Annotated in this window: 11 protein-coding genes and 1 pseudogene; 10 read left to right on the top strand and 2 right to left on the bottom strand. The window is 54.4% G+C overall.

Annotated elements, in window-relative coordinates; genetic code table 11:
* The 9 genes and pseudogenes from B3797_RS09845 to rpoC form a co-directional block, all read left to right on the top strand.
* A pseudogene (locus B3797_RS09845) lies at positions 1–91 on the top strand (elongation factor Tu); the annotation flags it as partial.
* 227 nt (positions 92–318) lie between these two features.
* Positions 319–702 (top strand): preprotein translocase subunit SecE, encoded by a 384-nt coding sequence (secE, locus tag B3797_RS09840; RefSeq protein WP_033755817.1) that lies wholly within the window; start codon positions 319–321, stop codon positions 700–702.
* Position 703: 1 nt separating this feature from the next.
* Positions 704–1,249, top strand: coding sequence for a transcription termination/antitermination protein NusG (gene nusG, locus B3797_RS09835; RefSeq protein WP_012439920.1), 546 nt, complete (start codon positions 704–706; stop codon positions 1,247–1,249).
* A 147-nt stretch (positions 1,250–1,396) separates the two neighbouring features.
* The gene (gene rplK, locus B3797_RS09830; RefSeq protein WP_013507401.1) at positions 1,397–1,825 is read left to right on the top strand and encodes a 50S ribosomal protein L11; all 429 of its coding nucleotides are present in this window, start codon (positions 1,397–1,399) and stop codon (positions 1,823–1,825) included.
* Between the two features lie 3 nt (positions 1,826–1,828).
* The gene (gene rplA / locus B3797_RS09825; RefSeq protein WP_311784580.1) at positions 1,829–2,533 is read left to right on the top strand and encodes a 50S ribosomal protein L1; all 705 of its coding nucleotides are present in this window, start codon (positions 1,829–1,831) and stop codon (positions 2,531–2,533) included.
* Positions 2,534–2,884: 351 nt separating this feature from the next.
* The gene (gene rplJ, locus B3797_RS09820; protein ID WP_011091858.1) at positions 2,885–3,382 is read left to right on the top strand and encodes a 50S ribosomal protein L10; all 498 of its coding nucleotides are present in this window, start codon (positions 2,885–2,887) and stop codon (positions 3,380–3,382) included.
* A gap of 66 nt (positions 3,383–3,448) precedes the next feature.
* Positions 3,449–3,811 carry a 50S ribosomal protein L7/L12 gene (gene rplL / locus B3797_RS09815; protein ID WP_033793155.1) on the top strand — a complete coding sequence of 121 codons (363 nt, stop codon included), beginning with the start codon at positions 3,449–3,451 and terminating at the stop codon, positions 3,809–3,811.
* Between the two features lie 328 nt (positions 3,812–4,139).
* A complete protein-coding gene (rpoB, locus tag B3797_RS09810; RefSeq protein WP_311784581.1) occupies positions 4,140–8,168 on the top strand; it encodes a DNA-directed RNA polymerase subunit beta in 4,029 nt (1,342 codons plus the stop codon).
* 79 nt (positions 8,169–8,247) lie between these two features.
* Entirely contained in the window at positions 8,248–12,471 is a 4,224-nt protein-coding gene (gene rpoC, locus B3797_RS09805; RefSeq protein WP_120458433.1) for a DNA-directed RNA polymerase subunit beta', read from the top strand.
* Positions 12,472–12,611: 140 nt separating this feature from the next.
* Here the strand turns inward: rpoC and B3797_RS09800 are convergent, their stop codons facing one another.
* A complete protein-coding gene (locus B3797_RS09800) occupies positions 12,612–12,911 on the bottom strand; it encodes a hypothetical protein (RefSeq protein WP_311790982.1) in 300 nt (99 codons plus the stop codon).
* Positions 12,912–12,996: 85 nt separating this feature from the next.
* Here B3797_RS09800 and B3797_RS09795 point away from each other — a divergent pair, with 85 nt between their 5' ends.
* The gene (locus B3797_RS09795) at positions 12,997–13,932 is read left to right on the top strand and encodes a LysR family transcriptional regulator (RefSeq protein WP_311790981.1); all 936 of its coding nucleotides are present in this window, start codon (positions 12,997–12,999) and stop codon (positions 13,930–13,932) included.
* Here the strand turns inward: B3797_RS09795 and B3797_RS09790 are convergent, their stop codons facing one another.
* A complete protein-coding gene (locus B3797_RS09790) occupies positions 13,933–14,124 on the bottom strand; it encodes a DUF1127 domain-containing protein (protein ID WP_311790980.1) in 192 nt (63 codons plus the stop codon).
* Positions 14,125–14,205 lie beyond the last annotated feature (81 nt).

The raw sequence follows: 14,205 nt of genomic DNA, 5'->3' as shown, positions 1-14,205 counted from the left end.
TCCGATCGCGATGGACCAGGGTCTGCGCTTCGCAATCCGCGAAGGCGGCCGTACCGTTGGCGCGGGCGTTGTTGCTGAAGTTATCGCTTAATTACGATAATATTTGACGCAATGCATACGAAGAGGGCATCATTTGATGCCCTTTTTGCACGCTGTTACATAGAACCTGGCTCATCAGTGATTTTCGGTCATAATCATTGCTGAGACAGGCTCTGTTGCGCGGCGTAGGATACCGAGTTACGCCCAAAAGCTCATTCGGTTTGGATGCCTCGCCTTGCGGGGCAAAATAGTTTCTGAATTATTGTGGCAGGTTGGTTTATGAGTGCGAATACCGAAGCTCAAGGGAGCGGGCGCGGCCTGGAAGCGATAAAGTGGCTGGCTGTTGTTGCGTTGCTGCTGGTAGCCATCGTAGGCAATTATATTTATCGCGACGTGACGCTGCCTCTGCGCGCGCTGGCTGTCGTGGTGCTGATTGCGGCTGCGGGCGGCATTGCGCTGCTGACGGTCAAAGGCAAAGCAACTGTGGCTTTTGCACGTGAAGCACGCACTGAAATGCGTAAGGTCATTTGGCCGACTCGCCAGGAAACGCTGCATACCACGTTAATCGTTGCCGCGGTTACAGCCGTGATGTCACTGATTTTGTGGGGGCTGGATGGTATTCTGGTCCGTCTGGTATCGTTTATCACTGGCCTGAGGTTCTGAGATGTCTGAAGCTCCAAAAAAACGCTGGTACGTCGTGCAGGCGTTTTCCGGCTTTGAAGGCCGCGTAGCACAGTCGCTGCGCGAGCACATCAAATTGCACAACATGGAAGAGCTCTTCGGCGACGTCATGGTTCCTACTGAAGAAGTGGTAGAGATCCGCGGCGGTCAGCGTCGTAAAAGCGAGCGCAAATTTTTCCCAGGCTACGTGCTGGTACAGATGGTGATGAATGACGCCAGCTGGCACCTGGTGCGCAGCGTGCCGCGCGTGATGGGTTTTATCGGCGGTACTTCTGACCGTCCTGCGCCAATTAGCGATAAAGAAGTGGATGCGATCATGAACCGCCTGCAGCAGGTGGGTGACAAGCCGCGTCCGAAAACGCTGTTCGAACCGGGCGAAATGGTACGCGTCAATGACGGTCCGTTTGCCGACTTCAACGGCGTGGTCGAAGAGGTGGATTACGAGAAGAGCCGCCTGAAAGTTTCCGTTTCTATCTTTGGCCGCGCAACGCCGGTCGAACTGGACTTCGGACAGGTGGAGAAAGGTTAATCACCTTGTTCACATTTTGACTCTTGCAGCAGGCGCGAAATTTAACTATAATTTCGCGCCTTTTGTTTTTATGCGCTGGCAACAGCGTGTGAACTGTTATCACGGGGAGCCTGTTTTTCAGGCGTTATACCCAACTGAGGAAAAATCATGGCCAAGAAAGTACAAGCCTACGTCAAGCTGCAGGTTGCAGCGGGTATGGCTAACCCGAGCCCACCGGTAGGTCCGGCTCTGGGTCAGCAGGGCGTTAACATCATGGAATTCTGTAAGGCGTTCAACGCTAAAACCGAATCCCTGGAGAAAGGTCTGCCGACTCCGGTTGTTATCACCGTATACAGCGACCGTTCTTTCACCTTTGTTACCAAAACTCCGCCGGCCGCCGTTCTGCTGAAAAAAGCAGCGGGCATCAAGTCTGGTTCTGGTAAGCCGAACAAAGATAAAGTCGGTAAAGTAACTCGTGCTCAGGTACGTGAAATCGCAGAAACCAAAGCTGCGGACATGACTGGTGCTGACGTAGAAGCGATGACTCGCTCTATCGAAGGTACTGCTCGTTCCATGGGCCTGGTAGTAGAGGACTAAGAAATGGCTAAGCTGACCAAGCGCATGCGCGTGATCCGTGACAAAGTTGATGCGACCAAACAGTACGACGTCACTGAAGCTGTTGCTCTGCTGAAAGAACTGGCTACCGCTAAGTTTGTAGAGAGCGTGGACGTTGCCGTTAACCTCGGCATCGACGCACGTAAATCTGACCAGAACGTTCGTGGTGCGACCGTTCTGCCGCACGGTACTGGTCGTTCAGTACGCGTTGCTGTCTTTACCCAGGGCGCAAACGCCGAAGCTGCTAAAGCAGCTGGCGCTGAGCTGGTAGGTATGGAAGATCTGGCTGACCAGATCAAAAAAGGCGAAATGAACTTCGACGTAGTTATCGCTTCTCCAGATGCGATGCGCGTTGTTGGCCAGTTAGGCCAGGTTCTGGGCCCGCGCGGCCTGATGCCAAACCCGAAAGTCGGTACTGTAACCCCGAACGTTGCTGAAGCGGTTAAAAACGCGAAGGCTGGTCAGGTTCGTTACCGTAACGACAAGAACGGCATCATCCACACTACCATTGGTAAAGTGGACTTCGACGCTGACAAGCTGAAAGAAAACCTGGAATCTCTGCTGGTTGCGCTGAAAAAAGCAAAACCTGCTCAGGCGAAAGGCGTTTATATCAAGAAAATCAGCCTGTCTACCACCATGGGCGCTGGCGTTGCCATCGACCAGGCGGGTCTGAACGCAGTAGCAAACTAATTGCTGCTTGAAACGGGCGAAAAATTCACCTAGAATCTTACGCCCGTTGTTCTGGTAAAACAGACACTGAATTTATATCTCGCTGTGACCGGCGCTTTTGCTTAGGCAGGTAACGGAAACAGCGGGGTAGGTTGGAGCCAGGCCTTTCCTGGCCTCCGTCCAAGACCGCAGGCGCGGCCCATCCTCGGATGAGACGCTTAATCCCCTGCGTAGACGGTGACAGAGCCAAAAAGAATTTTTTCTGAACTGGATTCTGCTCACCGTGTTTTAGCGCTTACTTTCCCTTGGGTCGGTAAGTGAAGTGAGTTCCGGAGAAATTCATCTCCGGCCAAAATCCAGGAGCAAAAGCTAATGGCATTAAATCTTCAAGACAAACAAGCGATTGTTGCTGAAGTCAGCGAAGTAGCCAAAGGCGCGCTGTCAGCGGTTGTTGCGGATTCTCGCGGCGTTACCGTTGATAAAATGACCGAACTGCGTAAAGCAGGTCGTGAAGCTGGCGTTTACATGCGTGTTGTTCGTAACACCCTGCTGCGCCGCGTCGTTGAGGGTACTCAGTTCGAGTGCCTGAAAGACACGTTTGTTGGTCCGACCCTGATTGCATATTCTATGGAACACCCGGGCGCTGCTGCTCGTCTGTTCAAAGATTTCGCGAAAGCGAATGCAAAATTTGAGGTCAAAGCTGCAGCCTTTGAAGGTGAGCTGATCCCGGCGGCACAAATTGACCGTCTGGCAACGCTGCCGACTTACGAAGAAGCACTGGCACGTCTGATGTCGACCATGAAAGAAGCCGCTGCTGGCAAACTGGTCCGCACTCTGGCTGCTGTTCGCGATGCAAAAGAAGCGGCTTAAGGCCAGATTCTTTTCTTTCGCACTTGCTAACGTATAAACTTTTTCTGATTCTTAGGAACAATTGTCATGTCTATCACTAAAGATCAAATTCTGGAAGCCGTTGCCGCTATGTCCGTAATGGAAGTAGTTGAGCTGGTTTCTGCTATGGAAGAAAAATTCGGCGTTTCTGCTGCTGCTGCTGTAGCTGTTGCTGCTGGCCCGGCTGAAGCTGTTGAAGAGAAAACTGAATTCGACGTCGTTCTGAAATCTGCTGGCGCGAACAAAGTAGCTGTAATCAAAGCCGTTCGTAGCGCAACTGGTCTGGGCCTGAAAGAAGCCAAAGACCTGGTTGAAGCAACTGGCGTGATCAAAGAAGGCATCAGCAAAGACGACGCAGCTGCACTTGAAGCTGCTCTGAAAGAAGCTGGCGCAGAAGTTGAAGTTAAGTAAGACAACCCTTGGGTTGCAGTCTGAGTAATATCAGGCTGATGGCTGGTGACTTTTCGGTCACCAGCCTTTTTGCGCTCAAGAGCCTTGATGGGGTTTCGCACTGTTTGTCCATCGCTGCTCTTCAATATCTTTTTCTATCGACGACTTAATATACTGCTTTCCTGCGCGGGTTCCCTGCCCATGCTAAGGCAATGAAATGATTTAAGAGTGATAGAAAGATGTATTGCATGTGACCTCTGTGTCGCATGAATCAAACAAAATAGTGTTGCATGAACTGTCCTTCAGGACGGACAGCGTGGGTCGACTTGTCAGCTAGCTGAGGAACCCTATGGTTTACTCCTATACCGAGAAAAAACGTATTCGTAAGGATTTTGGTAAACGTCCGCAAGTACTGGACATACCTTATCTCCTTTCTATCCAGCTTGACTCGTTCCAGAAGTTCATCGAGCAAGATTCAGAAGGTCAGTACGGACTGGAAGCAGCTTTCCGTTCCGTCTTCCCCATTCAGAGTTACAGCGGTAACTCCGAGCTGCAATACGTCAGCTACCGTCTGGGCGAACCTGTCTTTGACGTTAAAGAGTGTCAGATTCGTGGCGTGACGTTCTCTGCTCCGCTGCGCGTCAAACTGCGTCTGGTGATCTACGAGCGCGAAGCGCCGGAAGGCACCGTAAAAGACATTAAAGAACAAGAAGTGTACATGGGCGAAATTCCGCTCATGACCGACAACGGTACCTTTGTTATCAACGGTACTGAACGCGTTATCGTTTCTCAGCTGCATCGTAGTCCTGGCGTCTTCTTCGACAGCGATAAAGGTAAAACCCACTCATCGGGTAAAGTGCTTTATAACGCACGTATTATTCCTTATCGCGGTTCATGGCTCGACTTCGAGTTCGACCCGAAAGACAACCTGTTCGTACGTATCGACCGCCGTCGTAAGCTGCCGGCCAGTATCATTCTGCGCGCGCTGAACTACACCACTGAGCAGATCCTTGACCTGTTCTTTGAAAAAGTGGTGTTCGAGATCCGCGACAACAAGCTGCAGATGGAGCTGGTGCCTGAGCGCCTGCGTGGCGAGACTGCCTCTTTCGACATCGAAGCTAACGGCAACGTCTACGTTGAGAAAGGTCGTCGCATCACTGCGCGCCACATCCGTCAGCTGGAAAAAGATGGCATTCAGCACATCGAAGTGCCGGTTGAGTACATCGCGGGCAAAGTGGTCGCGAAAGATTACATCGACGAGAGCACCGGCGAACTGATCGTTCCGGCTAACATGGAACTTTCCATGGATCTGCTGGCGAAGCTGAGCCAGGCAGGTCACAAGCGTATCGAAACGCTGTTCACCAACGACCTGGATCACGGCCCGTACATCTCTGAGACCCTGCGCGTCGACCCGACCAACGATCGCCTGAGCGCGCTGGTTGAGATCTACCGCATGATGCGTCCTGGCGAGCCGCCGACGCGTGAAGCTGCCGAGAACCTGTTCGAGAACCTGTTCTTCTCAGAAGATCGTTACGATCTGTCGGCTGTTGGCCGCATGAAGTTCAACCGTTCGCTGCTGCGTGATGAGATCGAAGGCTCAGGCATTCTGAGCAAAGAAGACATCATCGACGTGATGAAGAAGCTGATCGATATCCGTAACGGTAAAGGCGAAGTGGACGATATCGACCACCTCGGCAACCGTCGTATTCGTTCAGTTGGCGAAATGGCGGAGAACCAGTTCCGCGTTGGCCTGGTTCGCGTAGAGCGTGCGGTGAAAGAGCGTCTGTCCCTGGGCGACCTCGACACGCTGATGCCGCAGGATATGATCAACGCCAAGCCGATTTCGGCGGCGGTGAAAGAGTTCTTCGGCTCCAGCCAGCTGTCACAGTTTATGGATCAGAACAACCCGCTGTCTGAGATTACGCACAAACGTCGTATCTCTGCACTGGGCCCAGGCGGTCTGACGCGTGAGCGCGCCGGCTTCGAAGTTCGAGACGTACACCCGACGCACTACGGTCGCGTATGTCCAATCGAAACCCCTGAAGGTCCGAACATCGGTCTGATCAACTCGCTTTCTGTGTATGCACAGACTAACGAGTACGGTTTCCTGGAAACCCCGTATCGTCGCGTTATCGACGGCGTGGTCTCTGATGAAATTCATTACCTCTCTGCGATTGAAGAGGGTAACTACGTTATCGCTCAGGCGAACGCCCAGCTGGATGAAGAAGGTCACTTCGTTGATGATCTCGTCACCTGCCGTAGCAAAGGCGAATCGAGCCTGTTCAGCCGCGATCAGGTTGACTACATGGACGTTTCCACCCAGCAGGTGGTTTCCGTCGGTGCGTCGCTGATCCCGTTCCTGGAGCACGATGATGCTAACCGCGCCCTGATGGGTGCGAACATGCAACGTCAGGCTGTTCCTACTCTGCGTGCTGACAAGCCGCTGGTAGGTACCGGTATGGAGCGCGCGGTTGCGGTCGACTCTGGCGTAACAGCCGTAGCGAAACGTGGCGGTACCGTTCAGTACGTTGATGCTTCTCGTATCGTTATCAAAGTTAACGAAGATGAGATGTATCCGGGCGAAGCGGGTATCGACATCTACAACCTGACTAAGTACACCCGTTCTAACCAGAACACCTGCATCAACCAGATGCCGTGTGTGTCGCTGGGCGAGCCGGTCGAGCGCGGCGACGTGCTGGCTGACGGTCCGTCAACCGACCTGGGCGAACTGGCGCTTGGCCAGAACATGCGCGTCGCGTTCATGCCGTGGAACGGCTACAACTTCGAAGACTCCATCCTCGTTTCCGAGCGTGTGGTTCAGGAAGACCGTTTCACCACCATCCATATTCAGGAACTGGCGTGCGTGTCTCGCGACACCAAGCTGGGGCCAGAAGAGATCACCGCTGATATCCCGAACGTGGGTGAAGCTGCGCTCTCTAAACTGGATGAATCCGGCATCGTTTATATCGGTGCGGAAGTGACCGGCGGCGACATTCTGGTGGGCAAGGTAACGCCGAAAGGTGAAACCCAGCTGACGCCGGAAGAGAAACTGCTGCGCGCTATCTTTGGCGAAAAAGCGTCTGACGTGAAAGATTCGTCACTGCGCGTGCCGAACGGCGTTTCCGGTACGGTTATCGACGTACAGGTCTTTACCCGCGATGGCGTGGAAAAAGACAAGCGTGCGCTGGAAATCGAAGAGATGCAGCTGAAGCAGGCGAAGAAAGACCTGTCTGAAGAACTGCAGATCCTCGAAGCGGGCCTGTTCGGCCGTATCCAGGCGGTGCTGATCTCCGGCGGCGTTGAAGCCGACAAGCTCGACAAGCTGCCGCGTGAGCGCTGGCTGGAGCTGGGCCTGACCGACGAAGAGAAGCAGAACGCGCTGGAGCAGCTGGCTGAGCAGTACGACGAACTGAAGCACGAGTTTGAGAAAAAACTCGAAGCCAAGCGTCGTAAGATCACCCAGGGCGACGATCTCGCGCCGGGCGTGCTGAAAATCGTCAAAGTCTACCTGGCCGTTAAACGTCAGATTCAGCCTGGCGACAAGATGGCAGGCCGTCACGGTAACAAAGGTGTTATCTCTAAGATCAACCCGATCGAAGATATGCCTTACGACGAGAACGGCACGCCGGTCGACATCGTACTGAACCCGCTGGGCGTACCGTCACGTATGAACATCGGTCAGATCCTGGAAACGCATCTGGGTATGGCGGCGAAAGGTATCGGCGACAAGATCAACGCCATGCTGAAGCGTCAGGAAGAAGTCGCGAAACTGCGCGAGTTCATCCAGCGTGCCTATGACCTGGGCGCGGACGTGCGTCAGCGCGTCGACCTCAACACCTTCTCTGATGATGAAGTGTTGCGTCTGGCTGAGAACCTGAAAAAAGGTATGCCGATCGCTACGCCAGTGTTTGACGGTGCGAAAGAGAGCGAAATCAAAGAGCTGCTTCAGCTGGGCGATTTGCCGACTTCCGGCCAGATCACGCTGTTTGACGGCCGTACCGGCGAGCAGTTCGAGCGTCCGGTTACTGTGGGCTACATGTACATGCTGAAACTCAACCACCTGGTTGATGACAAGATGCATGCGCGTTCCACCGGCTCTTACAGCCTGGTTACTCAGCAGCCGCTGGGTGGTAAAGCACAGTTTGGTGGTCAGCGCTTCGGTGAGATGGAAGTGTGGGCGCTGGAAGCATACGGCGCGGCATACACCCTGCAGGAAATGCTTACCGTTAAGTCTGATGACGTGAACGGTCGTACGAAGATGTATAAAAACATCGTCGACGGCAACCATCAGATGGAACCGGGCATGCCGGAATCCTTCAACGTACTGTTGAAAGAGATTCGCTCGCTGGGCATCAACATCGAGCTGGAAGACGAGTAAGCACTCGCAAGTACTGGTTATGGGGCGCGGAGTTTCGGCTGCGCGCCCCTGAGAGTTCCACTCCGACGGGAGCTAATCCGTGAAAGACTTACTTAAGTTTCTGAAAGCGCAAACTAAAACCGAAGAGTTTGATGCGATCAAAATTGCGCTGGCTTCGCCAGACATGATCCGTTCCTGGTCTTTCGGTGAAGTGAAAAAGCCGGAAACCATTAACTACCGTACCTTCAAGCCAGAGCGTGACGGTCTTTTCTGCGCCCGTATTTTCGGACCGGTAAAAGATTACGAGTGCCTGTGCGGTAAGTACAAGCGCCTGAAACATCGCGGCGTGATCTGTGAGAAGTGCGGCGTCGAAGTGACCCAGACCAAAGTGCGTCGTGAGCGCATGGGTCACATCGAACTGGCTTCTCCGACCGCGCACATCTGGTTCCTGAAGTCGCTGCCGTCCCGTATCGGCCTGCTGCTGGATATGCCGCTGCGCGATATCGAACGCGTGCTCTATTTCGAATCTTACGTTGTTGTCGAAGGTGGCATGACCAACCTCGAAAAACGTCAGATTCTGACCGAAGAGCAGTACCTTGACGCGCTGGAAGAGTTCGGTGACGAATTTGACGCGAAAATGGGTGCCGAAGCGATCCAGGCTCTGCTGAAAAATATGGATCTGGAGCAAGAGTGCGAGCAGCTGCGTGAAGAGCTGAACGAAACCAACTCCGAGACCAAGCGTAAGAAGCTGACCAAGCGCATCAAGCTGCTGGAAGCGTTCGTACAGTCCGGCAACAAGCCGGAGTGGATGATCCTGACTGTGCTGCCGGTGCTGCCGCCGGATCTGCGCCCGCTGGTTCCGCTGGACGGCGGTCGTTTCGCAACGTCGGATCTGAACGATCTGTATCGTCGCGTTATCAACCGTAACAACCGTCTGAAGCGTCTGCTGGATCTGGCTGCGCCGGACATCATCGTACGCAACGAAAAACGTATGCTGCAGGAAGCGGTCGACGCCCTGCTGGATAACGGTCGTCGCGGTCGTGCGATCACCGGTTCTAACAAGCGTCCGCTGAAATCTTTGGCCGATATGATCAAAGGTAAGCAGGGTCGTTTCCGTCAGAACCTGCTCGGTAAGCGCGTTGACTACTCCGGTCGTTCTGTTATCACCGTAGGTCCATACCTGCGTCTGCATCAGTGCGGCCTGCCGAAGAAAATGGCGCTGGAGCTGTTCAAACCCTTTATCTACGGCAAGCTGGAGCTGCGTGGCCTGGCCACCACCATCAAAGCCGCGAAGAAAATGGTTGAGCGCGAAGAAGCGGTTGTCTGGGATATCCTGGATGAAGTTATCCGCGAACACCCGGTTCTGCTGAACCGTGCGCCGACGCTGCACCGTCTGGGTATCCAGGCGTTTGAACCGGTTCTGATCGAAGGTAAAGCGATCCAGCTGCACCCGCTGGTGTGTGCGGCCTATAACGCCGACTTCGATGGTGACCAGATGGCTGTTCACGTACCGCTGACGCTGGAAGCCCAGCTGGAAGCGCGTGCGCTGATGATGTCTACCAACAACATTCTGTCTCCGGCGAACGGCGAACCAATCATCGTTCCGTCTCAGGACGTTGTACTGGGTCTGTACTATATGACCCGTGACTGTGTTAACGCCAAGGGCGAAGGCATGGTGCTGACCGGCCCGAAAGAAGCTGAGCGTGTTTATCGCGCTGGCCTCGCATCGCTGCACGCTCGCGTTAAGGTTCGTATTACCGAACACGAGAAAAACGAGCAGGATGAGTGGGTTGCTAAAACCAGCATCATTGACACCACTATCGGCCGCGCCATCCTGTGGATGATCGTGCCAAAAGGTCTGCCGTTCTCCATCGTTAACCAGGCGCTGGGCAAAAAAGCTATCTCCAAAATGCTGAACACCTGTTACCGCATTTTGGGCCTGAAGCCGACCGTTATCTTTGCTGACCAGACCATGTACACCGGTTTCGCTTACGCAGCCCGTTCAGGCGCGTCTGTCGGCATCGACGACATGGTTATTCCAGAGAAGAAAGTGGAAATCATCACCGAAGCGGAAGCGGAAGTGGCTGAGATCCAGGAGCAGTTCCAGTCTGGTCTGGTTACCGCGGGTGAGCGTTACAACAAAGTCATCGATATCTGGGCTGCGGCGAACGAGCGCGTAGCGAAGGCGATGATGGAAAACCTCTCAACTGAAACCGTGATTAACCGTGACGGCGAAGAAGAGAAACAGGTTTCCTTTAACAGCATCTTTATGATGGCCGACTCTGGTGCGCGTGGTTCTGCGGCACAGATTCGTCAGCTGGCCGGTATGCGTGGTCTGATGGCGAAGCCGGATGGCTCCATCATCGAGACGCCGATTACGGCGAACTTCCGTGAAGGTCTGAACGTACTCCAGTACTTCATCTCGACCCACGGTGCGCGTAAAGGTCTGGCGGATACCGCACTGAAAACGGCGAACTCCGGTTATCTGACGCGTCGTCTGGTTGACGTTGCTCAGGATCTGGTCGTAACTGAAGATGACTGCGGCACCTTCGAAGGCATCATGATGACGCCGGTTATCGAAGGCGGCGACGTTAAAGAACCGCTGCGCGAGCGCGTGCTTGGCCGTGTGACGGCTGAAGATGTGCTGAAGCCGGGCACCGCTGACATACTGGTTCCGCGTAATACGCTGCTGGATGAGCACTGGTGTGATGTGGTTGAACAGAACTCTGTCGACACCATCAAAGTTCGCTCTGTTGTAAGCTGTGAAACCGATTTTGGTGTGTGCGCCCACTGCTACGGTCGCGACCTGGCGCGTGGTCACATCATCAACAAAGGTGAAGCGATCGGTGTTATCGCGGCACAGTCCATCGGTGAGCCGGGTACACAGCTGACCATGCGTACGTTCCACATCGGTGGTGCGGCATCGCGTGCGGCAGCAGAATCCAGCATTCAGGTGAAGAACAAAGGTACTATCAAACTGACCAACGCTAAGTCGGTAACCAACTCCGCTGGCAAACTGGTTATTACTTCACGTAACGTCGAACTGAAAATGATCGATGAGTTTGGCCGTACTAAAGAGAGCTATAAAGTCCCTTACGGCGCGATCATGGCGAAAGGCGACGGCGAGCAGGTTGCAGCGGGCGAAACCGTAGCAAACTGGGATCCGCACACCATGCCGGTTATCACCGAAGTAAGCGGCTACATTCGCTTTACTGACATGATTGATGGTCAGACCATCACGCGTCAGACTGACGAACTGACTGGTCTCTCTTCGCTGGTGGTTCTGGATACCGCTGAGCGTACTTCAGGCGGTAAAGACCTGCGTCCGGCGCTGAAAATCGTTGATGAGCAGGGCGAAGATGTTCTGATTCCGGGCACCGACATGCCGGCTCAGTACTTCCTGCCGGGCAAAGCGATCGTTCAGCTGGAAGACGGTAAGAAAATCAGCTCTGGTGACACCCTGGCGCGTGTGCCTCAGGAATCTGGCGGTACCAAGGATATTACCGGTGGTCTGCCGCGCGTTGCTGACCTGTTCGAAGCGCGTCGTCCGAAAGAGCCAGCAATCCTGGCGGAGATCAGCGGCATCATCTCCTTCGGTAAAGAGACCAAAGGTAAACGTCGTCTGGTGATCACGCCGGTTGATGGCAGCGAGCCTTACGAAGAGATGATTCCGAAATGGCGTCAGCTCAACGTGTTTGAAGGTGAGCGCGTAGAACGTGGTGACGTGGTTTCCGACGGTCCGGAATCTCCGCACGACATTCTGCGTCTGCGTGGCGTCCATGCTGTGACCCGTTACATCACTAACGAAGTGCAGGAAGTTTACCGCCTGCAGGGCGTTAAGATTAACGATAAGCACATCGAAGTCATCGTTCGCCAGATGCTGCGTAAAGCAACCATCATGAGCGCGGGAAGCACCGACTTCCTGGAAGGTGAGCAGGCAGAAGTCTCTCGCATCAAGATCTCTAACCGCGATCTGGAAGCGAACGGCAAAATCGGCGCAACCTACATGCGCGATCTGCTGGGTATCACCAAAGCGTCGCTGGCAACCGAATCGTTCATCTCGGCAGCCTCGTTCCAGGAGACGACTCGTGTCCTGACCGAAGCCGCTGTTGCAGGCAAGCGCGACGAACTGCGCGGTCTGAAAGAGAACGTTATCGTGGGTCGTCTGATCCCGGCCGGTACCGGTTACGCTTACCATCAGGATCGTATGCGTCGCCGTCAGGCGGGCGAAGCGCCGGTTGCTCCGCAGGTTACTGCGGATGAAGCCTCTGCAAGCCTGGCTGAACTGTTGAACGCCGGTCTCGGCGGCAGCGATAACGACTAACCGTTCTTCGCTTAATAAAAACCCTGCTTCGGCAGGGTTTTTTTATGGGCGCAAAAGAGGGGTCGGACGAATTAGGGGCAGCCAGATTGCAGTCGTCCTGAGAGGCAGTGACGTCAGGGCAATAAAAGCGCCTGAACTTTTTACGCAGCAGCAGGGGCGAACAGCACCTCGAAGCTGTGCATTGGGCCCAGTTCAATAAGTTGAAAAGAGAGCAAACCGGCTTCGACCATAGGAAGATGGTCGACAGCCTGCTGCAGTTCGTCACGGGACGAGGTTTCGTAAATCACGCTGATAATCAATGGGCCGGGAGAGAAGTAGATCTCCCGCAGCGTGCCAGCTTTATAGTCATTCCATACCGCCTGCATCTCTGCAACCGCATAGGGTTTAAACTCCGCCGGTTCGCGCCCGGCGACGGGTGTGAGTAAAACTAAAAATTTCATATGATGATCTCCTTTAAGAAGCTCAACGTTATCAGCCGAAACCAGGCGCTTGTAGGCTGCGGCGCAGCAAGGAGATATTGACCTGATGGCAACACCGATCTTTTCATCCAGCCTCACGCAGCTACTCTGGTTCGCGCGTATCGTTGAAGCAGGATCATTCGCCGAAGCTGCACGCCGCGCCGGCACCACTACGTCGGCCGTATCCAAAGCGTTAAGCCGGTTCGAGAGCCAGCATGGCGTGCGTCTTCTGCACCGAACGACGCATGCCCTGTCGCTGACCGGGGAAGGCGAGAGAATGCTGATGCTGGCACGCGGACTGCTTGAAGAGGTCAACCAGGTAGAGAATGCCCTTAGCGGCATTGAAAACGAGGGCGCTGCGGGCCGGGTGCGCATCTCGGTTCCGTCCTCTTTTGGACGCGTCTGTATCATGCCTGCGCTGCCAGCCTTTCTTGCTGATCATCCTGAAATTTCGCTGGAGATGCATTTCAGCGACGCGATGGTGGATTTAGCCAGTGGCGGCTTTGACTTTGCGATTCGTTCCGGCGCGCTGGAAGCCTGGCCAGGCCATTCTGCCCGCAAGCTGTTTAGCTTTCCCTGGGTCGCCTGCGCGACGCCAGATTATCTCAGGCAACACGGCGAACCCTGCACGCCTTTCGATCTCAGCACACATTCCCAGATCGGTTTCTGGAATCTCAATAAAGGACGAGCGGACGCCTGGCGTTTTAATTCGCCCGAAGATGGCAAAGCGGTGCGCTGGGAACCCGCCTCACGCTATCTTTTTGACGACGGGCAGGCGGCATGGCAGATGGTACGCGCTGGCTGCGGCATTGGCTGGGCACCTTCCTGGCTTGGCGCGTCTGATTTTGCCAGCGGCGCCGTGGTCGAAATATTAAAAGCGTGGCGCACTGAGAGAGTAAATATGTGGGTGCTGCGTCTTGAGCGCCGACTGACACCCAGACGCACGCAAACGGTCATCGATTTTTTAACCGCGCTTCTCGCGCCTTATGAGTCTTTGGTTTAGCTATCTTCGTTCATGCTCAATATCACCGCGCGTGAGGCCAATATCTTTTAGCTGCGCATCGCTCAGCTGTAACAGGATCAGGCGAGTCTTACGCTGCTGGTGGAGCGCTCTCAGGCTGCACACAATGGCGCGCACCAGCGACCAGGGCGTAACCGAGAAAGGTTTTGCCGCACAGTTTTCTTCGTATCCCATTTTCCTTTCCTCATCAGGTGAACTGAGGAGTAGTGTCTTCCTGAGGACGAAAAGGATACAGACGCAAAGTTCGATTTTATT

The sequence above is a fragment of the Pantoea sp. UBA5923 genome, from assembly GCF_002431095.1.
Classification (GTDB): domain Bacteria; phylum Pseudomonadota; class Gammaproteobacteria; order Enterobacterales; family Enterobacteriaceae; genus Pantoea; species Pantoea piersonii.
This window is presented reverse-complemented; position numbering and strand designations above follow the sequence as displayed.